Origin of the sequence: Larkinella fluvii (genome assembly GCF_051857545.1) — a bacterium.
Taxonomy (GTDB): Bacteria; Bacteroidota; Bacteroidia; order Cytophagales; family Spirosomataceae; genus Larkinella.
Map to the genome: position 1 here is coordinate 1 of NZ_JBPZHB010000006.1, position 22,852 is coordinate 22,852.

At 53.2% G+C, this 22,852-nt stretch carries 17 protein-coding genes; 12 read left to right on the plus strand and 5 right to left on the minus strand.

Translation table 11 applies throughout. From position 1 onward, the window contains the following. Window positions 1-208: 208 nt before the first annotated feature. On the minus strand, window positions 209-1,243 hold the full coding sequence (gene thiL, locus ACS5NO_RS16285; protein WP_439416156.1) for a thiamine-phosphate kinase: 1,035 nt from the start codon (window positions 1,241-1,243) through the stop codon (window positions 209-211). Window positions 1,244-1,336: 93 nt separating this feature from the next. Then, window positions 1,337-1,783 (minus strand): hypothetical protein, encoded by a 447-nt coding sequence (locus ACS5NO_RS16290; protein WP_138995073.1) that lies wholly within the window; start codon window positions 1,781-1,783, stop codon window positions 1,337-1,339. Between the two features lie 128 nt (window positions 1,784-1,911). On the opposite strand from ACS5NO_RS16290, the gene ACS5NO_RS16295 reads away from it, so the two are divergent. Both ACS5NO_RS16295 and ACS5NO_RS16300 read left to right on the plus strand, forming a co-directional pair. After that, window positions 1,912-2,166, plus strand: coding sequence for a cytochrome b5 domain-containing protein (locus tag ACS5NO_RS16295; protein ID WP_439416157.1), 255 nt, complete (start codon window positions 1,912-1,914; stop codon window positions 2,164-2,166). Window positions 2,167-2,187: 21 nt separating this feature from the next. Beyond that, the gene (locus ACS5NO_RS16300; RefSeq protein ID WP_439416158.1) at window positions 2,188-3,054 is read left to right on the plus strand and encodes an N-acetylglucosamine kinase; all 867 of its coding nucleotides are present in this window, start codon (window positions 2,188-2,190) and stop codon (window positions 3,052-3,054) included. A gap of 98 nt (window positions 3,055-3,152) precedes the next feature. Here ACS5NO_RS16300 and ACS5NO_RS16305 read toward each other — a convergent pair whose 3' ends face one another. Continuing rightward, a complete protein-coding gene (locus ACS5NO_RS16305; protein WP_439416159.1) occupies window positions 3,153-9,521 on the minus strand; it encodes a putative Ig domain-containing protein in 6,369 nt (2,122 codons plus the stop codon). 593 nt (window positions 9,522-10,114) lie between these two features. Then, window positions 10,115-11,224, minus strand: coding sequence for a glycosyltransferase family 4 protein (locus tag ACS5NO_RS16310; RefSeq protein WP_439416160.1), 1,110 nt, complete (start codon window positions 11,222-11,224; stop codon window positions 10,115-10,117). A gap of 239 nt (window positions 11,225-11,463) precedes the next feature. On the opposite strand from ACS5NO_RS16310, the gene ACS5NO_RS16315 reads away from it, so the two are divergent. From ACS5NO_RS16315 to ACS5NO_RS16360, 10 genes are all read left to right on the plus strand, one after another. Then, window positions 11,464-12,534 carry a 2Fe-2S iron-sulfur cluster-binding protein gene (locus ACS5NO_RS16315; protein WP_439416607.1) on the plus strand — a complete coding sequence of 357 codons (1,071 nt, stop codon included), beginning with the start codon at window positions 11,464-11,466 and terminating at the stop codon, window positions 12,532-12,534. A gap of 71 nt (window positions 12,535-12,605) precedes the next feature. Beyond that, the gene (locus tag ACS5NO_RS16320) at window positions 12,606-14,393 is read left to right on the plus strand and encodes a M3 family oligoendopeptidase (protein ID WP_439416161.1); all 1,788 of its coding nucleotides are present in this window, start codon (window positions 12,606-12,608) and stop codon (window positions 14,391-14,393) included. A gap of 165 nt (window positions 14,394-14,558) precedes the next feature. Continuing rightward, window positions 14,559-14,789: a hypothetical protein gene (locus ACS5NO_RS16325; RefSeq protein ID WP_421828564.1), complete on the plus strand. Its 231-nt coding sequence runs from the start codon at window positions 14,559-14,561 to the stop codon at window positions 14,787-14,789. Between the two features lie 210 nt (window positions 14,790-14,999). After that, window positions 15,000-16,073 carry an NAD-dependent epimerase/dehydratase family protein gene (locus ACS5NO_RS16330; protein WP_114404363.1) on the plus strand — a complete coding sequence of 358 codons (1,074 nt, stop codon included), beginning with the start codon at window positions 15,000-15,002 and terminating at the stop codon, window positions 16,071-16,073. 65 nt (window positions 16,074-16,138) lie between these two features. Then, window positions 16,139-17,842 carry a hypothetical protein gene (locus ACS5NO_RS16335; RefSeq protein ID WP_439416162.1) on the plus strand — a complete coding sequence of 568 codons (1,704 nt, stop codon included), beginning with the start codon at window positions 16,139-16,141 and terminating at the stop codon, window positions 17,840-17,842. Continuing rightward, window positions 17,832-18,782, plus strand: a complete 951-nt coding sequence (locus ACS5NO_RS16340) for a glycoside hydrolase family protein (protein WP_439416163.1) — start codon at window positions 17,832-17,834, stop codon at window positions 18,780-18,782. The genes ACS5NO_RS16335 and ACS5NO_RS16340 overlap by 11 nt, the downstream gene beginning before the upstream one ends. Before the next feature lie 166 nt (window positions 18,783-18,948). Next, window positions 18,949-19,764 (plus strand): phytanoyl-CoA dioxygenase family protein, encoded by an 816-nt coding sequence (locus tag ACS5NO_RS16345; protein ID WP_439416164.1) that lies wholly within the window; start codon window positions 18,949-18,951, stop codon window positions 19,762-19,764. Then, the gene (locus tag ACS5NO_RS16350; RefSeq protein WP_439416165.1) at window positions 19,748-20,737 is read left to right on the plus strand and encodes a glycosyltransferase family 2 protein; all 990 of its coding nucleotides are present in this window, start codon (window positions 19,748-19,750) and stop codon (window positions 20,735-20,737) included. The genes ACS5NO_RS16345 and ACS5NO_RS16350 overlap by 17 nt, the downstream gene beginning before the upstream one ends. Next, complete coding sequence (locus ACS5NO_RS16355; RefSeq protein ID WP_439416166.1) at window positions 20,734-21,498, plus strand: glycosyltransferase family 2 protein; 765 nt, start codon at window positions 20,734-20,736, stop codon at window positions 21,496-21,498. The genes ACS5NO_RS16350 and ACS5NO_RS16355 overlap by 4 nt, the downstream gene beginning before the upstream one ends. 12 nt (window positions 21,499-21,510) lie before the next feature. Next, window positions 21,511-22,290, plus strand: coding sequence for a GNAT family N-acetyltransferase (locus ACS5NO_RS16360; RefSeq protein ID WP_439416167.1), 780 nt, complete (start codon window positions 21,511-21,513; stop codon window positions 22,288-22,290). 54 nt (window positions 22,291-22,344) lie between these two features. Here the strand turns inward: ACS5NO_RS16360 and ACS5NO_RS16365 are convergent, their stop codons facing one another. Next, window positions 22,345-22,815: a hypothetical protein gene (locus tag ACS5NO_RS16365; protein ID WP_439416168.1), complete on the minus strand. Its 471-nt coding sequence runs from the start codon at window positions 22,813-22,815 to the stop codon at window positions 22,345-22,347. Between the last annotated feature and the right edge of the window lie 37 nt (window positions 22,816-22,852).

Below are 22,852 nucleotides of genomic sequence, written 5' to 3' on the forward strand. Positions count from 1 at the left end.
AGCCAAAACCGATTGACTCTGAATAATTGGTTTATCCATCGCTTTCGAAAATCCAGTAGATCAAAGAACAACAAATACTTAGCTATTTATCCCGGAAGATCAAATCCTTCGTACAGTACTGATACTGAATATAGAATAACGAATGCTGAAAGCCAGATCACTTACTTCAACATTTGTTATTCTATATTCAGTATTCGATATTTCTTTTTTAAAAGTGTTTCCACCCCTGCGCCTTGATCTGCGTATATTGCCCCGCTTTGGTGGCCAGCAGAATCGATTCCGGTTTGTCGGTGAGGTAGCCGATGGGCGTGATGCGGGCGTGGTTTTTTAGTTTCTCGAACTCCTGCGGACGGATCGTAAACAGCAGTTCGTAGTCTTCTCCACCATTTAAAGCCGCCGTGATGGGGCTGATGTTCAGTTCGGTAGCGGCCAAATACGTCACATCGTCGATCGGCAGGTTTTCGTCGAAAATAACCGCCCCGGTTTTGGATTGCGTGCAGATGTGAATCAATTCCGACGCCAGGCCATCCGACACGTCAATCATCGCCGTTGGCACGATGCCCAGATCCCGGAGTTCATACACAATGTCGGTGCGTGCGGAAGGCCGAAGCTGGCGTTCCAGCACATACGATTTGTCTTCGCTGATTTCGGGCTGCATGGTGGGATCCGCCAGAAAAACCTGTTTTTCCCGTTCCAGCAGTTGCAATCCGCAGAAAGCCGCTCCCAGATCGCCCGTCACGCAGATGACGTCGTTGGGCTGGGCGGTGTTGCGGTACGTGATTTTATCCCGTTCTACGCGGCCCGTGACGGTTACTGAAATAACCAGTCCCGAACGCGAAGACGTGGTATCGCCCCCAATCAAATCGACCTGATAAGCTTCGCAGGCGGCTTTGATCCCTTCGTACAACTCCTCTACAGCTTCGACCGAAAACCGGTTGCTGAGGGCCACGCTCACCGTAATTTGCAGAGGAATTCCGTTCATGGCGGCAATGTCGGAGACGTTGACCGCAACGGCTTTGAATCCCAGGTGTTTCAGGGGCGTATAGGCCAGATCGAAGTGAACGCCTTCCAGCAGCATGTCGGTGGAAAGGAGCAGGTAGTCCGGCCCACCGGTATCGATCACGGCGGCATCGTCGCCAATACCGCGTACGGTTTCGGGTTGGGAAGTTTGGCCAAACGCCCGGTTGATGCGATCGATCAGGGCAATTTCGCCCAGAGAATCCAGTTCGGTTCGTGTATTCATACTGATACTAAAGCAAAAAAGCCGCTTTCGGTTCGAAAACGGCGAAATATACGGCGCAATTCCCGGTTGATCCCAACCCGGAACCGGACAGATCTATGGATTGGCCAGGGTATATTTGTTGGTGGTGCCGCCGGTTTTGCGGTCTGCCGTTGTCCGGGTCAGTTCCAGGGAGGTTTCAGTAGCCGTGCCGATGTTGAATTCAATGGTTGGCCCATCGGTCGGTGCCGGGCTCAGGCTCTTCAGAATGAGCTTGGTATCGCCCTGCAATTCGTATTGCCCGGTCGATGTGAACCCATCGACCTGTTTGATCACCACGGTGGGTGGATTGCTCAAATCCAGTGAATATTGCGAATAGCCCGGCTTGACATTGCTGGTTCCGCCTTTGGTATAAACTACCACGTTGTTTTCCTCCACTTTTTGCGCCGTCCAGTTTTTCTTGATCCGGTCCGAAAGCGGGGTCGTCTTGTCTTTGTTGCAGCCGGTTAAAACCGCAAACAAGGTCAACACGGCAACAAAGGCGATTGGTGTAGTTTTTTTCATAAAACGTAAAAATTTAAAGACGCGACTGTGTTCATTAGTAAGCGGTTAAAGTTAAGTGTTTTTACGAAATCCCTGTATAAACTTCTCGGTAAAGTTGCATTTTTGCCGACTGAACTGTTGATAAGTCCATGAATGTTGGCAAAGAGGATACGCTGAAAGAATACACCCGCTCGCAACTCGCGCTCCGAAACGGCTCCGACCGCGACGAAATCTGGTGTGCGTACCAGGGCATTATTTACGATGTATCACCAAGCCGACTCTGGCGAAACGGAAAACATTATGAACACTGGGCCGGCCAGGATCTCACCGACGAACTGCCCGATGCGCCCCACGGCGAATGGGTGTTTGGGCGTTTCAAACCGGTCGGAAAATTAATCACTTAACCAGCAACTCACAGTCCGAATATGATACTCATCGCAGACAGCGGTTCCACCAAAACCGATTGGCGAACCATCGACACCACCGGCCGGGTAGACCAGGCCCGCACCATTGGCTTTAATCCCTATTACCAGGACAGTGCCGCCATCGCTGCCGAACTGCAAACCAGTTTGTTACCAACCATTCAAGAAACGGTGACGGACGTTTTTTATTACGGAACCGGCTGCAACAGCGAAGAATCGTGCGGGGTGGTCGAGAAGGCCATTCGGGCGGTTTTTCCGGATGCGCAGAACGTCCAGGTCAGCAGCGATTTGCTGGGAGCAGCCCGTGCCCTGTGCCACCACAACGCCGGAATTGCCTGCATTCTCGGAACGGGCTCCAATGCCTGCCTCTACGACGGCCGCGACATTGTGCAACTGAGCGGTTCGCTGGCGTTCTGGCTGGGCGACGAAGGCAGTGGCGGGTATCTGGGCAAGACGCTGGTGGTTCGGTATCTCCACGACCAGCTCCCGCCCGAATTAGCGGAAAAATTCCGGAAACGTTACCCCAAAGTCGACCGGTTAACGGTACTGGATCACGCGTATAAACAGCCTTTTCCGAACCGGTATTTTGCGTCTTTCTCCAAATTTCTGTTCGATAACCGGAGTCATCCGGTCGCGTATCAGATGGTTTACGACGCCTTTAGCCTGTTTTTCGACACCTACATCCGCAAATTTGCCGATGCCGAAAAACTGCCGATCCATTTCGTCGGTTCGGTAGCCTTCTACTACAGCGATATTCTGCGGCAGGTGGCCAACGACAAAGGCCTGAGCGTTCGGCACATTCTGGAAACGCCCATCGCCGGGCTGACGCTCTATCACCAGGATGCCGAGTCGCTGTTGTCCGGTAAATAGCTTAACCCTTTGCTAACAAAACCAAAAAAGCGACGGACAGCCCGTCGCTTTTTTGGTTTGTAATCTCTTCTCTCAGATCTATCGTCTATCTTCTCAACCTACTGCTTCAACACCTTGATCACTTTCAACACTCCCTCGCCATTGTCGACCCGAAGGAAGTACAAACCGGTCGGCAGTTGCAACGTTTTGACGTTGAGAACGGCCTTGCGCTGGACGGTATTGATCGTGTTGTCCTGTAATTCCCACTGATTTCCGGTTGTTGACGAAAGCGAAAACCGGTAAGGAGTTGGCGTAGAAGACGGCAGGGTCAGGTTGATTTCCTCCCGAACCGGGTTGGGATACACCAGCCATGCGTCACCTTCGGTTTCGGCATTCTCGGTGATGCTTTGAACGGCGATCCGGCCACCGCCCGGTACGAATGAGAAGGCGATATTTTTGGTAATAATCGTTTCCCCACTGCCGTTGGCCCCCGTAAAAGCCGCCAGCCGAAGCACGTAAGCGCCGGTCTGTGGTTTGAAACCGTCGTCGTCGCCGAACAGGCCAAACGGTGACTGGTTATCAACGTAGTTGTTCTGCGAAGTACCCGTCAATTCGAAGGAAATACTGCCCACTGGCACATTCGAGGTACAGAAGAAATTGATCCGATCCGGCAAGTTGGCAATCCCGATCGAGCTGTTGTTGAGCAACTCCTGAATAACCTGGCGGGACGCTGCGTTGCCGGCCTTCATCAACTGAACCGTGAGCTGAGGCTCCCGAACCGTGAGCTTGAACGTAATGCTGCTGCTTTTCTGGTCGGCACCGGTGCTTTTTACCGTTACGATAAACTCCCCGGCCGTTTGCGGTTTTCCGCTCGAGGTCCGGTTGGCCGCGTTGTAGGTAATGCCATCCGGCAAACCGGTCACCTCAAGTTGAACCCCGGCACCGGCTTCCGGCAGCGTAAAGGTGTGGAACAGCCCTTTGGTGATGATTTGGTCGCTGATGGGGCTTTTGCCGTCAGCGCAGGCCGTTGTGTAGGTGTATTTCACCACCTTCTGGCTTTGCCGGGCTTCAATATCGAACGTGCTTCCTTTCCGCATGGTGAGGTAAAGCGTATGGGTCGAGGTCGTCGTCCAGTCGGTCACACCAACGGCCCGGTATTCGATCAGCGTGTTGTCACCCCCGCTGGTGCGGAAGGTAATTCGGCCGGTCTGGCAATCGTAGTCCGGTGCCAGTACAACCAGAGCCGGGCTGGTCGGGGTGGTGGGTGTAGTCGCGGCCGGATTGACCGTCAGCGTAATCTCGATGCTGGTTTTGGCATTCTGATTATCAGTAGCCGTGTAAGTCAGTTTGTAGCTACCGGCGGTCGTCGGGGTGCCACTCAGGCCCCGGCTGTTCACATCGAACGACAATCCGGCCGGCTGGCCGCTCAGCGCATACGTTAGCGTGCTTCCCTCGGGATCCGTGAAAACCGGCAATTGCGTCAAATAGGCGATATTCACCGTAGCCGTCAAACTCAGCGGGGCTGGTGCCACCGGGGGTTGATTGGTAGTCGGCGTGGTTGGGGTCGTATTGCCGTTGCAAGTTAGCGTCTTGGGCGAGCCCTTCAGCAGATACGTCGTTCCCTGAACCCGCGCCCAAACCGAGTAGGTCTGGTTATTTTTCAGTTCATCGGCCGTATTCCAGAGATAGCCGTGGCTGCCATTGCCTTTGCCATTGTCTTTCAAATCCTGACGGAACACGCTGGCTTCGGTAGTTCCCACCAATTTGGCGGATTCCAGTGTGCTGCCCACCAGAAATTCAAGAACCAGGGGTGTGTTGGGTCGGTTGGCGTCCCAAACCCAGCCGGAAATGTTCTGACAACCCACCAGATCCAGATAACCCTCAAAGTTTCCGCTCACCGGACTGGTGGGCGTGGTCGGTGTGGTGGCGGCTGGATTGACCGTCAGCGTGATCTCGATGCTGGTTTTGGCGTTCTGATTATCGGTAGCCGTGTAGGTCAGTTTGTAGCTGCCTGCGGCCGTTGGGGTGCCCCCTACTCCCCGGGTCTGGCGATCAAATTGTAAACCCGCCGGGATTCCCGTCAATTCATACGTCAGCGCGCTTCCCTCGGGATCGGTGAAAACCGGCAACTGCGTTACGTAGGCGGTATTGACGGTAGCGGTTAAACTCGACAGAGTCGGCGCAACCGGAGGCTGATTGGTAGCCGGCGTGGTGGGTGTGGTTGGTGTGGTTGGCGTGGTCGGATTGCCGGCACAGGTCAATGTCTTGGGTGACCCTTTCAGCAAATAGGTTGTTCCCTGGATCCGGCCCCAAACCGAGTAGGTCTGGTTGTTCTTTAATTCTTCTGCCGTATCCCAGCGATACCCATGACTGCCATTGCCTTTCCCTTTGTCTTTCAAATCCTGACGGAACAGGTTCGCAACGGTGGTTCCAACCAGCTTGGCCGATTCCAGCGTACTGCCCACCAGGAATTCAATCGTCAGGGGCGCATTGGGCAGGTTGGCATCCCAGACCCAGCCCGCGATGTTAGCACAGCTCACCACATCCAGAAATCCTTCGAAATTACCCGTCACCGGGTTCGTTGGTGTGGTTGGAGTCGTTGGCGTTGTGGGCGTGTTTCCACCCGAACCGGTAACCGTCAGCGTAATCTCGATGCTGGTTTTAGCACCCTGACTATCCGTTGCCGTATACGTCAGCTTGTAAATTCCGGGAGCCGTCGGGGTTCCACCAAATCCCCGGGTCAGGCGATCAAATTGTAACCCCGCTGGGATTCCCGTCAATTCATACGTCAGCGGTCCTGCGTCGATGAATACCGGTAAAATCGTCAGGTAAGACACGTTAGCCGCAGCGGTTAAGGTCGACAGACTCGGTGCCACCGGCGGTTGATTGGTCGTTGGGTCCGTTGGATTGTTCGGCGTTGACGTACCGGTGCAGGTCAGGGTCTTGGGTGAGCCTTTCAGCAAATAGGTCGATCCCTGGACCCGCGCCCAGATCGAATACGTCTGGTTATTCTTCAGGTCTTCCGGAACATCCCAGCGATACCCGTGGTTGCCGTTGCCTTTGCCACTATCTTTCAAATCCTGACGGAACAGACTGGCAACCGTGGTTCCGACCAGTTTGGCGGACTCCGGCGTACTGCCTACCAGAAACTCAATCGTCAGGGGCGTATTAGGCAGATTGGCATCCCACACCCAGCCCGCGATGTTCACACAGTTCACCACATCCAGGTAGCCCTCAAAACTGCCATTCGTCGGATTGGTCGGTCGGGCAATGACCAGCAGATTAAAAGCCAGCGATCCCATTTCGGTCCCTTTGTCGTCCGTAGCCTTGATGGTCAGCCGTGTAGCACCGGTTTTGGCAGGCGACCCGGAAATGATCCGGTTTGCCGCATTGTACGTCAATCCATCCGGCAGTCCGGTAACCACATAGCTAATACCGGCACCGGGATCAGGCAGGGCGTACGAATACGCTTCCCCCACGTAAATGGTCTGGTCGGCCAGCGTCGACGAACCCGGTGGCGAACAGGTCGTCGTGTAGGTATAACTCACTTCACGGTCGCCCTGGCGAGCCAGCAACCGGAGTTCCGTTCCGCTCAATTGATTAGCCGCAAGTGTAAACGTCGGACTGGTGTTCCAGTCGGCAAAACCCGGGATCGAGTAGGTCAGGGCGCTCCCGTTGCCGCCTTCGGTACGGAGCGTGATTCGTCCCGTCTGACAGTTCAGGGTGGGCGCGATCATCACCAGGGGCTGGGAGGCATTCTCCCGAATGGTGATCACAAAAACATCTTCGGCTTTAGCACCCCGTTCGTCGGTAACCGTGATGGTCACGGTGGTTGCACCTGCTTTCGTTGGGGTACCCGAAATGGCCCGGGTGTTTCTATCAAACGCCAGTCCTTCGGGTAAAGAACCGGCGGCCATCACGACGGTTGTTGAGGTCTGAAAGGTTTCCGCCGGAATTTTCAGAATCAGAAACTGGCCGATCGGATACGACTGGTCGCTCATCGGTTTGGCAACCGTTGGCGGCTCATAGCCTTTACAGGGCGTTGTATACGTAAATTTCACTTCTTTGCCACTCTGGCGGGCCTGAATATCGAGGGTTGAACCATTCCGGAGCCAGGGTGCTACGGTGAAAGTGCTGTTGCCCGTCCATTCCGTAATACCGGCAGCCCGGAATTCAACCGCCGTGCCATCGCCCCCGCTCGTCCGGAATTTGATTTCACCGGTCACGCAATCCATGGTTGGCTCCAGAATCACGAGTTGAGACGTGGAGCTGCCGTTGTTGATGGTCAGCCGGAATTCAGTCGTCACACTGGCGCCCTTATTATCGTTGGCTTTCACTTTCACCGTAACCGTACCGGCCGTAACCGGTGTTCCTTTGATGGTTCGGCTATCGGCTTCGTACGCAAAGCCGTTGGTCAGCCCCGACACTTCCAGGCTCGTAATCTGGCCATCCGGATCGGTGAAGGTTTCGCTCGGAATGGTGTAGCTGAAACTCTGGCCGACGGTGGCCGTCTGGGCCGGAATGGTTCTGCTGACCACCGGAGCTTTGTTGACGTCGTCCTGTTTGGTAATGGTCAGTTTGAAACTCGTCGAAACGCTGGTTCCTTTGTCGTCGGTAGCCTTGAGCGTAATGGTCGAAACACCTTCGTTGGTCGGTTTTCCGCTGATCGTCAGCGTTTCGGCGTTGTAGGAAAGTCCGCCCGGCAGATCCGAGACATTGACACTGACAATCCGGCCATCCGGGTCCTTGAATGTTTCGTCCGGGATCCGGAACGAATAGTCCAGCCCAACGAGCGCCGTACGGTCCTGAATCGGTTGGGAAACCACGGGTGCCTGGTTGGCATTCGGCCCCTGCACGGTAATCTGGAACTGCGTCGTTACCGGCGAATTTTTATTGTCAATCGCCCGAACCGTCACCGTGATCGTGCCCGTGCCGTTGGGCGTTCCCGAAATCGTGACGCCGTTGGCCGACAGCCCCAGGGCGGGCAAGCCGGAGGTAACCTCTACTTTGGTGATCGAACCGTCCGGATCTTCAAAAGTGGACGGCGGAATACTGAATTCAAACGGTTTTTCTACGTAGGCCGTCTGGTTCGGAATGGTCTGCCGAACGCGCGGATCCTGGTTGGCATTGTCTTCCAGCCAGTCTTCGTTGATGGTAATGTTAACGGCCCGGCGTCCGTTCTGGAAATACTGCCTCGACCACTGGTCACCGGCGCGGCCCTCGGGGTCGGAGACGTCGTCTCTCACCATCGATGACAGTTTATAGCTGGTGCTGCTGGCGGGTTGTACCTGCGTAACCGGCTGCGTGAGCAACCCGCGGCTTACGACCTGCTGAATCACCTGGTTCAGTGCCGGGCGGGCGTCCCAGCCCGCAAAGTTAGCAAGCGTGACCATCCGGGCACCGTGTTCGAAACTTTCGGCCACCTGATCATAAAAACGCGAAACCGGTACACTGGCCTGGTACATGCCATCCACTTCATTACAAATCCAGGCACCCGGCCGAACATTGCTCCGGGCCACATCGATCGAAAAGCGGTGGTTGTAGTCGGGTCCATCGTTGATTTTAAGGCCATCCGAGTTCTGCCCCAGGTTTTTGAAAGCGAACGTCGACCGCAATCCACTCTGGCGATCCCAGACGCAACCGTGCTGGTTAACCACCTGAATCGATCCGTTTACTTCTTTGATGGTCCGCGTCGTTTCATCCAGAAACCGCTTCAGCATGAGGTGACGGAAAACGTACCAATCTTCCCCCCAGCGCCCGCGGCCAAACGAGATGTAGGGGTCACTCTGGTTGTAGGGCGTTGGCGTAACCGCGTCCCAGCGGCTGAAGTCACTCCCCCAACGCCGGTTCAACGCATCGAGCGAAAACCGCCCCTGTAACCACTGCCGGAACCCCTGTTTCATGGGCTCACTGTAGTCGAAGGGAATGGGGTAGGTCGAGTCTCCGCGTTGGTTCCGGGGCGAGTATTCCGCTTCCTGAATTGGGGAAGCGGTGGCCGACATAAACAGCAGTTGATCCTGATCCTGCAGATACTGGTAATGCTGCGCCACCTGCCGGACAAAATCCTTGGCTAATTCAAGCGTGGGCTGATGGGCAAAACTAAACTGAACAGCCCCCCCAAAATTCATGACCGTGTTATCGGCAGCCACCATGGCTTCAGAATTGGAATAGAATCCGCCGAGCGATTGTGGTTCACGGGCCAGGTGAATCCGGATAGCGACCTTCATGCCCATCCGAAGTGCCGTATTGACGTGGGAATCGACAACCCGCCAGTTGGGAGCGCTGTTGCGGCTGGTATACACCTTGTCCCAGTGTACGGAAATTTCGGCGGCATTACAGCCCATCCGGCCCGCATTTTCAATTATTTCATCGTCTTTCGACGGGTCGGTTTCGTAGTTGAAAACCACAATGGCCAGGTAACGCTGGCGTTCCGGGATTTTGGGTGCTGAAGCCGGACGGGCCGACGGCTCAGTTCCGTCATTCGCCATTGCGTTCGTGTACACCAATCCGAAAAGCAACAAAAAACAAGTAAAGGTTAAAGTCAAATTCCTGATCATCAGTGCGATGGGCTATGTTTCACTTAATTTTTCAGCTTGATAAGGATACAAAAAATCTTAGATACGGGGAAAATCCTCGCATTCACACGATTCGTACTCATCAATGGCTAAGTTCGGTCTGTCGATTTCAACGAGAGAAAATCCCTGTACGCATTGACCGAATGCGTTGATTTGATTAGCAGTCCAACTATCGTTTAGCTGGCTGTAACTCGGTTTTGATTATTACGAAAGACAAAAATCATTCCAATGTATTTGAACGCCCGGAATGACGGCGGAACCATCCTTGTCGCTGCATACGTCACAGCATGAATAAATGAATGGATGAAAGTTGGATACTTGATACACAAGAGCATGCGGATATTGAATTTGTCGTAATCTGACAAATTCTTCAAAAGGTGTAGCGAATAAGGTCTACAAAAATTGTGCAGACTGCGTCCGAATTTATTATGCGGTAGCAAAAATGGTTACTTCAAGTTAACAGAATGTTAGTAAGTGGTAACATTTGCTGAAGCAAAACCGGTCTTTCAGAGCGCTAAAATGGCCTGTTCCCACTTTTTTACCTGAATGGAGGCATCAAATTGGTGGCTTTTTTCAATCAGAAGGTTCGGCTCATACGAATCCGGGTTAGTCATCACCGTCAGCATCGCTTTCCGGAATTGGTCGGGCGTCGGGTAGTCGATCAGCTCGCCCATGCCCGGCACAATAAACTCTCTGGCCCCTCCGGCGTTGGGTGCCACCAGCGGTTTTCCGAGCGACGCGGCTTCGGTCATTATCTTACCAAACGGTTCTTCGCGGGAAGTCATCACCAGTCCGTCGGCGAGTTGCAGGTAATTATAATAGTCGTCGGTCTGCACATCGACGAAGCTCATATTGGGCAGATTCAGGGCTTTGATCTGGCTATCGACCAGGTAATTCAAACCGGTCGGCTTCGAATTGCCCATCCAGATGAAATGGCAGGGCTGGTCGGCGAGTGCCTGGGCAATGAAGGGGAAAATATCGACGCCTTTCCGGTAAATGCGCGTTCCGACCATCGTCCAGACGAAAGCCCCCGGCTGGATGTTCAGTTTTTTCCGCAGGGCTTCCACCCGATCGGTGGAAATGTTCTTTTTGCTCAAATCCACAATCGGATAGAGCAAAGCCGTCCGTTTGGCGCCCATCACCGTCGCCAGCTCGCAAATCTGCTGCGTAACGCCAATGACCAGATCCGAATACGTCATGGAATGGGCCATTTCGTCGTAGGCAATGGATTCGAAGGACGAATGCAGTTCGTGAATCTGCGAAATCACCTTCACACCCAACTGCTCGGCCAGCTTTGAAAGCGGAAACATCAGCACGGTATTCAGGTACCAGTAGTCGGCTTTGTACTCCTCCTGAAGACGCCGGATGTTGTTTTCGTACACTTTCACCCCCATCGCGTGGGTCACTTTCGAATACACTTTCCGGGCAAAACCGCGGTTAAATGGCGAGGTAAACAACGGAATATCAGCCGGTAACTGTGCCGTAAGGGGGCCGCGCTGTTCACTATACAAAGCCGATTGGATCTGCTGCCGGTCATAATTTTGCAGATACGTCCACAATACAACTTCTGAGCCGGTAAAAGACCCGTAGGGCGTAAAGAATAGTATTTTTTTCATGGATCGAACGGAACTTTGGCTGCGAATATCTGCCTAAATAATTATAAAAGCGACGCGAAATGAAATTTGGCGTAAAGAACGGCAAACCTGAATCAACTACAATTTGTTACCCAGACGGATTGGCAATTCAATAGTATATTGCGGCTTCGTCGGCCGACAGTCTCCGGAATGGTTTCCAGTGCTGCTTACTCACCGCCACTAAATGAATGAAGAGGAATCGCTCCGGCGATATTGGAATTATGGCAAATCGTTATTTTTTGAAAGTAAAAGAGGTTGTTCGGCAAACACCGGACGCTGTTACCATCCATTTCTGGCATCCCATCAATGAAGAGGTCCGGTATCAACCCGGTCAATACCTGACATTTATTTTGCCGTTTGAAGGTCAGAAGGTGCGTCGCTCCTACTCCATGTCCAGCTCACCGCACACGGATGTGTCACTGGCCGTTACCATCAAGCGCCTGCCGGGTGGTGCGGTTTCCAACTACCTGTGCGACAACGCCAAACCCGGCGATGTTCTCGAAACGCTCGAACCGCTGGGGACCTTCGTTCCGAAATTAGATCCCAAAAACCGCCGTCAGATCGTCCTGATCGGAGCCGGAAGCGGCATCACGCCCCTGATTTCGATGGCCAAATCGATTTTGCACGTTGAACCGCAGACGCAACTCTGGTTGCTCTACGGCAATCGCAACCGCAAGTCGATTATTTTCGAAAAAGAACTGAACGAACTGGCGCAGCAATCGGGCGGACGGTTTCGAATCACTTATATACTCAGTCAACCGGAAAGCAACTGGACCGGTCTGGAAGGCCGCTTGAACCAGTCGGCGATTCTAAAACTGCTCGAAGAACTCCCCGCTGAGGCTACGCGCCGGGCTGAATACTACATCTGCGGCCCCGATGGCCTGATGGACGAAGCTCGCGGAGCCTTGAAACTTCTGGGCGTTCCGACCGATCAGGTTCACAAGGAGAGCTTTGCCACGGCTCCGCACGAAGCCCACGGCGAGGTGGTAGAGGCCGAACCAGTCAATCCGTCTTCATCGAAACCGGAAGTTACCGTTTTATACGAAGGCAGTGAATACAAGTTTATTGTCGAACCACACCAAACAATCCTCGAAGCCGCGCTGGAACTGGACATTGACCTGCCTTATTCGTGCCAGGCGGGCATGTGTACGGCCTGCATGGGCCGCTGCCTGTCGGGCAAAGTGCACCTGGACGAAGAAGACGGTTTGGCCGAATCCGAACTGAAAGCCGGGTACATTCTGACCTGCGTGGCCCATCCGATGACCCACGATGTTGTGATTGAAATTGAATAAAAAAATGTTTCGCGGAGTTAAAAAGGTGAAGCGAAGCCTGCGTTTTTTCTGCGAAACCAGTCAGTAATTGTATGAATATGGAACCGACACTAACCCTGCCAATGCGCCCGGCCCGGCCGTTTATTGGCGAAGAATTTGTTCTGAAAACGTGGGATGAGGTGAAACCGCTGTATGACAACCTGGTGGAGCGCCCCCTCAACAACGCCGACGAACTGCGCCAATGGCTGGCCGACCGCAGTGAACTGGAATCGTATCTGTCCGAAAATTTCGCCTGGCGGTATATCCGGATGACCTGCGACACGTCCGACGCCGACCTGATCAACCAGTTCAATTTTTTCATTACTGAAATTCAGCCGCAGTTATCCGCCTACGAAAACACGCTGGATAAACGCACCGTCGAAAGTCCGTATCTGGTCGAACTGCGCGAAAAAGGCTTCGACATTGCCCTGCGCGGCATGAAAAAGGCCATTGAAATCTTCCGCGACGAGAATATTCCGCTACAAACCGACATCCAGACCGAGCAGCGCAAATACGGAGCCCTGGTCGGCGCGATGACCATCCAGGTGAACAACGCTGAGGGTGTTTCGGAGGAAATCACACTGCCGCAAGCTGGCACCTTACTCCAATCGCCCGACCGCGCCCTGCGCGAGGAAGTCTGGCTGAAAATTCAGGAACGGCGGTATCAGGACAAAGACCAGCTCGACGAACTGTACATGCGGCTGCGCGACTTACGTCATCAGGTGGCCGTCAACGCCGGTTTTGCCAATTTTCGCGACTATATGTTTGCCGCGATGGGCCGTTTCGATTACACCCCGCAGGATTGCTTCGATTTTCACGCGTCGGTTTCAAAGGCCGTGGTGCCGCTGCTCGATCAGCTCGCGCTGGAACGGAAAGAGAAGCTGGCCAAAGCGGATGTTTCTTTCGACGTGCTGCGCCCGTGGGATGCCAAAGTCGATCCCGATGGTTTACCGGCTTTGAAACCGTTTGAAACCGGTAATGAGCTATTGAACAAAACCATCACCTGTTTCAACCGGCTCGATGCTGCTGTGGGCGGCTCGTACTTCAGTGACTGTCTGCGGATTATGAAGGCCATGGGCCATCTGGATCTGGAATCGCGGAAAGGCAAAGCTCCGGGCGGCTACAACTACCCGCTGGAAGAAATCGGCGTGCCGTTCATTTTTATGAATGCGACCTCGAGCCTGCGCGATCTGGTGACGATGGTGCACGAAGGCGGCCACGCCGTGCATTCGTTTCTGACCCGCGATCTGCCACTAAAACCGTTCCGCAACCCGCCGATGGAAGTGGCCGAACTGGCGTCGATGTCGATGGAATTGTTAACGATGGATTACTGGGACGTGTTTTTTGAAAATCCCGAAGACCTGAAACGGGCTAAAATCCAGCACCTGGAGTCTATCATCGAAACGCTGCCGTGGGTGGCTACCATCGACAAATTTCAGCACTGGGTATACGAAACGGCGGCCGACCCGGCTGCAACCGTCGACGGGCGCAAAACCGCCTGGGTACGCATTTTCGAGGAGTTTTCGGATACCATCACGAGTTGGGACGGGCTGGAGAAATACGAAGCGTATAGCTGGCAAAAACAGTTGCACTTGTATGAAGTACCCTTTTACTACATTGAGTACGGAATTGCGCAATTGGGGGCCATCGGCGTCTGGATGAATTTCCGGCAGGACCCGCAAAAGGGCTTACAGGGTTACATGAATGCACTGAAACTAGGCTATACCGCGCCCATCCGCGATATTTACCGGGCCGCCGACGTTCCGTTCGACTTCTCGGAAGCACACATCGGGCGGCTGATCCGGTTTGTTTGGGATGAAATCGAGCGGTTGAAAAACTGAGTTTTTGCCCTAAATCCCCTGAAGGGGACTTGGACTCAGCTTAACCCGGATCTAAAAGTCCCCTTCAGGGGAACGGGGTAACAATCAGAATGATAAAAATTTGAAGTATTATTGGCGAATTGGCCGGTAGTCTATAGTTTTGTACTGAATTTTGAAACCGTTTGTATGAAAGGTCTTTTGAATATAGGAGTATTCCTGCTGGTGGTTGGTTCGCTGACTTCCTGCGATTACCAGAAATATAATACCATTCGTCAGAAGGATTTCCGGGATGGCGATAAATACGTGTATGGTCCCGGTCTGGATTCGGCCGCCGTTCAAACCACGTATAAATATGCTTCACGGCCCGAATTGGCCGACCGCACGAACAAGATTCGTCAGAAACTGTTCGCGAAGTAATCGAGTGACGCTGCCATAGTAAAAAGAAATAGACAAGACGATACGGGCGATGTAAAGGCTTCATGAAGTCATTGCATCGCCTTTTGTTCGATTTCCGGTTTTATCCTGCGGTATAGACTATTATACTTTTTTTGATTTACTTTACACCCGATTTCGAGTGAAGAATAGTATTTTTTTAATGTATCCAACCTTATTTAGTCAAGAAGCGATATGAATATTGCATTAGTTACAGGTTCTGCCGGGCTCATCGGTAGTGAATCAGTTGCCTTTTTCTCAGAAAAATTCGATTTGGTAATTGGCGTTGATAACAACCTCCGACAGTATTTCTTCGGTACGGACGGTTCGACCGATTGGAACCGCGACCGTCTGAAAGATTCGTATACCAACTACCGCCATTATAAAGCCGACATCCGCAAAGTCGAGGAACTTGAGCCCATCTTTCAGGAATACGGCACGGATATTAAACTGATCGTTCACGCGGCTGCCCAACCCAGCCACGACTGGGCCGCCCGCGAGCCCTTCACCGATTTCAGCGTAAACGCCAATGGCACGCTGAACATGCTGGAAATGAACCGCCTGCACTGCCCTGATGCGGTTTTCATCTTCACGTCTACCAATAAAGTATACGGCGATAATCCGAATTATCTGCCGCTGGTGGAAACCGAAACCCGCTGGGAAATCGACGAAAACCACCCCTATTTTGCCAACGGTATCGATGAGCACATGTCCATCGACCACACCAAACACTCGTTGTTCGGCGCGTCGAAAGTGGCGGCTGACATTCTGGTGCAGGAATATGGCCGGTATTTCGGCATGAAAACCGCCGTCTTCCGGGGTGGCTGTCTGACCGGCCCGAACCACTCGGGTGCGCAGTTGCACGGCTTCCTGTCGTACCTGATGAAGTGTGCCATCACCGGCAACCACTACACCATTTTTGGCTACAAAGGCAAGCAGGTTCGCGACAACATTCACAGCCATGACCTGGTAAACATGTTTTGGCATTTTTACCAGAATCCCCGCCCGGGCGAAGTCTACAACGCCGGCGGTGGCCGTCACGCCAACTGCTCGATGCTGGAAGCACGGGTCTTGTGCGAAGAAATCTCCGGGAACAAGATGAATTTCAGCTACTCGGAAACCAACCGCATCGGTGATCACATCTGGTATGTATCCGATTTGTCTAAATTCAAGAGCCATTACCCCGACTGGAACTGGGAATATGATCTGCGTCAAACGCTGGTGCAAATGCACGACAGCATGGTGAAGCGTTTGCAGGTTCAGATCTAACATATTCTGAAAGCAAGGCAAAGGTCAGCCACCTGCGGGCGGCTGACCTTTTTAGTTCGGAAGGTATGCTCAGTTTTGACTCAAACCCCATCGTATTTCTGGGAATTGGCTACGGCTTGCTCTGGCTGACCGGTGCTTTGGCAGTTGGTCCGGCCTGGCTACGTCCGAATACGATCTGGCAAAGCCGGACTTTGTTTTTGGTGCTGGCGTTGGGTTCCGTGGTTTTCATGCGGTTACCGGTGGTGGTTTTTAACCAGGAACTGAATCCCGACGAAAGCCAGATCATTGCCCAGGGACTAACGCTGAGTGTTGACCCGGTTTTCTGGCGCTCGGTCGACGGCACAACCGGTGGGCCACTGGATAGTTATTTGTTGCTGATTCCCGGCTGGCTGGGCTTCACCTTCGACTACATTGCCGCCCGCATCACTGGACTGATTCTGATTCTGACCACCCTCTGGCTGCTCTTCCGAACGCTGGAACGCTGGTTTGGCGAAGATGTGGCCCGCTGGGCCTTGCTACCCTCCCTGATTTTGCTGGCCATGACCCAGAACGCCGATCTGGTTCATTACAGCAGCGAGCACCTGCCCATCTTTTTGTTGGGCCTGTTGTACTTCTGGTACGCAGGTCTGCAACAGCAATCCGTTCCGTCGCAAAGCCGGATTTTTCTGGTGGGTGTAGTCGCCGGGATGGTTCCGTTTGGAAAACTCCAGGCAGTTCCGATGATGTTCTGCGTGGGTCTTTTCGTCGCCATCGACATTCTGACGCGCCAGAATCTGACGGTTCGCCAAAAAACCGTCCGACTCGCCGGGCTTGTATTGGGTGGAATGAGTTTTCCGCTGCTGGTTGTGGTGCTGACCTCCCTAACGGGCGTTTTTGACGACATGATCACCTTTTACATCATCGCCAATTTCAATTACGGCGGTGGCGATGGACAAGCCTGGGCGCATTTGCTCCGGTTACCGGCTTTTTTCCAGAAAATCGAAGAGTTCAACTGGTTTGTCGTGCTTTCTCTTTTTTTGGGCATTACGTTTCTGGCTTTTCTGATCCGAAACCGGTTCCGGCTGATCCATACCTGGAAAATCTGGGCTTTTTTGCTCCTGCTGATCGGTTTTACATTCATTGCCATCACCCGAACCGGATCGGAATACACCCATTATTTACTCTTTCTGATCGGCCCCATCGGTCTGCTGAACGGCTGGTTTCTGAGCGAAATCCGCCATTCCGTCAGCAATCGCCCATGGGTTGCTCCCCGGATTGCCGCCGTCGTGCTGGCCGCAGCCTTGATTCCGTACGGTGTTCGCTACGTAAGCTGGGCTACAAACCGCACGCCGTTCAATGCCTGCGTGCAGAACAGTCGCAAAATGCCCCAGTCGGTGGTTACCCGGAAGATTCTGGATTATGCCAAACCCGGCGAAAAGCTGGCGGTTTGGGGGTGGATGTGCAAGTATTACGTCGAAGCGCAAATGCCGCAGGGCGTGAACGAAAACCACACCATCCGCTGCGTTTTCGACCATCCGATGCGCGACATCTACCGCAAACGCTACGTCGCGGATCTGCGCCGTTCCATGCCGCCGGTTTTTGTCGATGCCGTCGGGCAATCGCTCTGGCTGAACGACCGGGCGACGCAGGGTCATGAATCGTTCCCGGCCTTGCGGGATTTCGTAGCCGCGCATTACCGCCTGGCCGGTGATCTGGACAAAACACGCATTTACGTCCGCGCCGATCGCTATCAACAACCGATCTCAACTACCAACACCCATGTGGATTAAAAAAGGACTGATTTACAAAACCGACGGACAGCTTCCGTTTAGCCGCACCCACGCGCAGGTTCCCTTTGCTTACCCGATCAGCGACGAACGGCTGCGGGTGTATTTTGCCACCCGCGACGAAAACCGCTCCTCGTCTACGTCATTTGTCGAACTGGACGCCAACGATTTGTCGAAGGTGCTGTATGTTCACGACAAACCGTGTTTGAGCAAAGGCGCTGTGGGTATGTTTGACGAAACCGGAGCGATGCCTTCGTGGTTTATCAAACGGGGTGACGAAATCTGGCTGTATTACACCGGCTGGAACAAAAGCGAAACCGCCTGGTACCGGCTCGGCATTGGGCTGGCCATCAGCCGCGACGGTGGCCTTACGTTTGAACGGGCCTACGACGGGCCGCTGCTCGACCGTTCGATTTACGACCAGGTCTGGATTGCACAGCCCTGTGTGATGGTCGAAACCGAGGCCGACGGAACGGAACGCTGGCGGATGTGGTACCTGTCGTGTACCAAAATCGAAATCATCAACGGCCACCCGGAACCGTTTTACAACGTGAAATACGCCGAGTCGAAAGACGGGATTACCTGGGAACGCACCGGCATCACCTGCATCGGGTACAACGAATTTACGGACGCCATTGGTCGCCCGGCGGTGATTAAAGACGGGGATTTGTACAAAATGTATTATTCCTACCGGAGTGCCACCGACTTCCGGACCAGCGTGGAAAAGAGTTACCGCATCGGGTATGCGGAGTCGAAAGACGGCATTACCTGGGATCGGAAAGACGACCAGGCTGGCATTGAGCGGTCGGAAGACGGCTGGGATTCGTCCATGATGGATTATTGCCACCTTTTCCAGCACCACGGCCAGTGGACGATGCTCTACAACGGCAACGGTTTTGGCGCTTCGGGCTTTGGTTACGCCGTTCAGGAAGAGGAGAAATAAGGAATTATTCCATAACGACTGACCGGCAGGCCGTTCCGAACAAAGGGTTCGTTTACTAAAATGCCGCTGATTAAGTTGACATTACCAGTGAGGTAAGGTACCTTTGTCAAGAGTCGTCCACATCGTTTACATTAGTTTAGTACTATTTTAACTCATTCATACCGTCATGGCATCACTCCGCGATTCATACAAGCAGGAAGGGTACGTTCTGCTGAAAAATTTTCTGGATAAGGACTTAATTACGGCCATTCACCGGGAAGGCCGCCAGATTTTTGCCTATCAGATTAAACGGACCCTCGGCGAATCGGTGGACATCGACGATCTGCCGTCGTTCGAGCAGGCCATGTACCGGTTTTTTGCCGCCGATTTCACGGCCTTTGCCAACACTGGCAAACAGGTTCAGCACATGGTTTCGCTGCACCGGCTGGGGACGGATGCCCGCATTACGGACACCCTGAAAGAACTCGGGCTGGAGTATCCCGTGATTGGCGTTCGACCGGCCATGATGTTCAACAGCCGCCACCTCGCCAAACGTGATGACTACTGGCGGTTGGGAGCTCACCAGGACTGGCGCACGGGTCAGGGATCGCTCGACAGCGTGGTCGTGTGGTTTCCGCTGGTGCCGGCCGGAGCCGATCTGGGCGCGCTTCAGATTTTACCACAAAGCCACCGGTCAGGCTTATATGACTCTACGTCAGTGGATTACATCGGTACCATTCCCGACGAACTGCTGACCGACAACTGGCAACAGTTGGAGTTTGAAGTGGGCGACGTGCTGTTTTTCTCCGCGTTTCTGGTTCACCGCTCCGGACTGAACTCGACGGAATCGGTTCGCTGGTCGGTTCAACTTCGTTACAACAACTTATTGGAAAGTACATTCATCGACCGGGGCTATCCGCTAGCGTACATTTACAAGCCCCAGGCCGAGCTGATTACGCCCGATTTTCCGGCGGTTAATCAGATGAATGAAATCTTCAATTAAGATGAAGGTAAGCGTCTGTATCGTTACCTATAATCACGCCAAATTTGTTCGTCAGACGTTAGACAGCGTTTTGAGTCAGCAGACGAACTTCGATTTTGAAGTGATTGTGGGCGACGATCTATCGAAAGATAACACCCGCGAAATTCTGGCCGACTACCAGACTCGCTATCCCGATAAAATCCGGTTGCTGCTGCACCCGACCAATATGGGCAACAATGGGATGCACAATGCCCTGAGCACATTTGAAGCGGCCCGGGGGGAATATATTGCGCAAATGGACGGGGACGACTACTGGATCAGCCCCCATAAATTGCAAAAGCAGGCCGACATGCTCGACCAGCACCCCGACTATTCGTGCTGCTTCACCAACGCCCGGGTGGTGTTTGAGGACGAAAAGTACGATTCCGTTTTGCTGGTTGAAGACAAAAAACCGGTCGTGACGATGGATGACCTGATTGGTGAAGATGAGATTTTTTTCATGGCCACCTCCAGCATCATGTTTCGGAAAAATGCCATCCCGGAATATCCGGCCTGGTATTACCAGTCCCAGAGTGGCGACATCCCGCGGAATGTGTTGCTGGCCAAAGCCGGTCCAATCGGATACATCGACGAGGTGATGTCGGTATACCGGAAAAACCTTGGCGGTGCCAGCTACGCCGACAATGAAAAAGACCGGAAGTTTCTGAACAACCGGATTCTGATGTATTCCAACATCAACCGCGAACTGGATTACAAGTATGACAAAGTACTGCGCAAAAACATCGCCCGGTATTATAAATTGATGCTGGATGCGAACCAGTACAGCGAAAGTTACTTCCGCCGGGCGGGCATCGCCCTGAAGTACCTGTACATGGGGAAGCCCAAATCGTCGATTGCCAAGGATATCATACAAAATTATATTGTGCCGGCACCACTCATGAAAGTGTACAGTGCCATCCGGTTAATGCCTTACCGTTTAATGGATCGATTATGAAATTAAGTGTAGTTATTCCAGCTTATAACGAACAGGAATCCATTCCTGAAACGCTGCGATCGTTGTACCAAACGCTGGCCAAATACGGTATTCCGCACGAAATCTGCGTCACCAACGACAATTCCAAGGACCAGACGGCGCAGGTGCTGGAACAACTAACGCACGAAATTCCGACCCTGGTCTATTACACGAATCCGGGGCCGAACGGTTTTGGCTACGCCGTTCGCTACGGTCTGGAACGGTTTACGGGCGACTGCGTGGCGGTTTTCATGGCCGACATGTCCGACGACCCGGAGGATCTGGTGAAGTTCTACTACAAAATGCTGGAAGGCGATTACGACTGCGTTTTTGGCAGCCGGTGGAGCAAAGGCGGGAAGGTGGTCGACTACCCCGAACTGAAAAAAGTGATCAACCGGACCGCCAACTTCATCGTTCGGATGATGATGGGCATTCGCTACAACGATACCACCAACGCCTTCAAACTCTACAAGCGTGAGACGATGGAAGGTCTCAAACCGTTCCTGTCTCCCCACTTCAACCTGACCGTCGAACTGCCGCTGAAAGCGATGGTGCGGGGTTATAACTACGCCGTGGTGCCGAATAGCTGGACGAACCGGAAATACGGCGAATCGAAGCTGAAAATCAAGGAAATGGGAAGCCGGTATTTTTTCATTCTGCTGTATTGCCTGATCGAAAAATACCTGTCGCGGGGCGATTACCGGAAAAAAACCGCCAAGCCGGCAGCACCGGTGAGCCGGTAGTGCTAATTCGTTATGAATACGCCGGAACAGCTTCTGGACGACAATTTCAACCGGCACATTCAGGCGCTGGCTGCCCAAACCGCCGGCATGAACGTTTGGACCGACGACGGAATCACGGTTGTCAATGCGCGGTTACCGTCCGACACCTTCAATATTGTCCACATTCAGGACACCAGCCAGCCCGGTTTTGACACCCTGAAAACCGTGGCTGCGTACACGAAAGAGTCCGGGTTGCCCTTCTGTTTTTGGCTCAGCGAAGCCGCAGCCACCGAAACGACACGCAGGCATTTGCAGGAACTGGGGGCGGTTTGCGTGGGTTCTGATCCGGGCATGATCCTGGCACTGGATGCGTACAGCCCAATCGAAAATTCGGATCACACAGCAATCAGAGTCGTCAAAAACCGGGAAGAACTGGCGGAGTTTGCCAGCATAATCGCCCGGAACTGGACCCCGCCGGATCAACAGGTGGAAATCTACTACCAACGGGTTGCCCCGGCTTTGCTGAATTCTCCACAAAATGTGTTTCTGGTGTATGATTGGGAAGGCCAGCCGGTTTCCGTCCTCGAATTATTTCCATCTGATCCTCAAACCGTTGGCATCTACAGTTTAGCTACGCTTCGGGCATTTCGCGGAAAAGGAATTGGAAGCGAACTGATGTGTCAGGCTTTGAATTACGCGAAACAGGCCGGGTATAAAACCGCACTCCTGCAGTCTTCGGAAGACGGTTTTCGGATTTATCAAAAATTCGGGTTTCGGGCCGTTACTACCTATTACGAATACCGGCTTGCGTGATATAGAGCCGGAATAATCTTGCGGCAACTGCCGCTACCCGTTGATTCGGGCGGTTTATACTGCGTCAGCGGCACTTTTTCGCTGATACCGATTCCGAACGGCTGGTAACAGGGCAACAAAAAGAATCGCCACCGCGTAGAACATGTAGAATGTGTGCAGCCAGTGAACGGCCTGAAGAATTACCATCTGGACCTGAATCCAGCTAATAAGGGCAAAGGCGACGTAGAGGCTGTATGTCCACGACCAGTGCATATCCGGGTAAAAATTAAGCAGCTCGGCCCCGTCGAAAGTCGGCTTTTTTAGCAAAGCAAATACCAACCCAACCGGAACCATCCCCAGAACGACGAATAAAATGATTCCCGGCACTAGAAAACTGCGAAAAGGCGATTGATCTAACACCGACACCGGCATTCCCATCAGTGTACCATCGGGCGAAAGAATGAAGGTCAACCCTCCTCCCAGGGCTCCCAACCCCAGGAACGCCAGTAATATCAGAAGAATATTCTGCGCTGTTGTTGTTTTCATACCCTGTCTTACCGGTTTCTGCTTATATCGACCAGGG

What these genes read in the sequence shown, in the direction of transcription:
- thiL (WP_439416156.1), bottom strand. Translation starts at nt 1,243, where the DNA reads ATGAATACACGAACCGAACTGGATTCTCTGGGCGAAATTGCCCTGATC.
- ACS5NO_RS16290 (WP_138995073.1), bottom strand. Translation starts at nt 1,783, where the DNA reads ATGAAAAAAACTACACCAATCGCCTTTGTTGCCGTGTTGACCTTGTTT.
- ACS5NO_RS16295 (WP_439416157.1), top strand. Translation starts at nt 1,912, where the DNA reads ATGAATGTTGGCAAAGAGGATACGCTGAAAGAATACACCCGCTCGCAA.
- ACS5NO_RS16300 (WP_439416158.1), top strand. Translation starts at nt 2,188, where the DNA reads ATGATACTCATCGCAGACAGCGGTTCCACCAAAACCGATTGGCGAACC.
- ACS5NO_RS16305 (WP_439416159.1), bottom strand. Translation starts at nt 9,521, where the DNA reads ATGGCGAATGACGGAACTGAGCCGTCGGCCCGTCCGGCTTCAGCACCC.
- ACS5NO_RS16310 (WP_439416160.1), bottom strand. Translation starts at nt 11,224, where the DNA reads ATGAAAAAAATACTATTCTTTACGCCCTACGGGTCTTTTACCGGCTCA.
- ACS5NO_RS16315 (WP_439416607.1), top strand. Translation starts at nt 11,464, where the DNA reads ATGGCAAATCGTTATTTTTTGAAAGTAAAAGAGGTTGTTCGGCAAACA.
- ACS5NO_RS16320 (WP_439416161.1), top strand. Translation starts at nt 12,606, where the DNA reads ATGAATATGGAACCGACACTAACCCTGCCAATGCGCCCGGCCCGGCCG.
- ACS5NO_RS16325 (WP_421828564.1), top strand. Translation starts at nt 14,559, where the DNA reads ATGAAAGGTCTTTTGAATATAGGAGTATTCCTGCTGGTGGTTGGTTCG.
- ACS5NO_RS16330 (WP_114404363.1), top strand. Translation starts at nt 15,000, where the DNA reads ATGAATATTGCATTAGTTACAGGTTCTGCCGGGCTCATCGGTAGTGAA.
- ACS5NO_RS16335 (WP_439416162.1), top strand. Translation starts at nt 16,139, where the DNA reads ATGCTCAGTTTTGACTCAAACCCCATCGTATTTCTGGGAATTGGCTAC.
- ACS5NO_RS16340 (WP_439416163.1), top strand. Translation starts at nt 17,832, where the DNA reads ATGTGGATTAAAAAAGGACTGATTTACAAAACCGACGGACAGCTTCCG.
- ACS5NO_RS16345 (WP_439416164.1), top strand. Translation starts at nt 18,949, where the DNA reads ATGGCATCACTCCGCGATTCATACAAGCAGGAAGGGTACGTTCTGCTG.
- ACS5NO_RS16350 (WP_439416165.1), top strand. Translation starts at nt 19,748, where the DNA reads ATGAAATCTTCAATTAAGATGAAGGTAAGCGTCTGTATCGTTACCTAT.
- ACS5NO_RS16355 (WP_439416166.1), top strand. Translation starts at nt 20,734, where the DNA reads ATGAAATTAAGTGTAGTTATTCCAGCTTATAACGAACAGGAATCCATT.
- ACS5NO_RS16360 (WP_439416167.1), top strand. Translation starts at nt 21,511, where the DNA reads ATGAATACGCCGGAACAGCTTCTGGACGACAATTTCAACCGGCACATT.
- ACS5NO_RS16365 (WP_439416168.1), bottom strand. Translation starts at nt 22,815, where the DNA reads ATGAAAACAACAACAGCGCAGAATATTCTTCTGATATTACTGGCGTTC.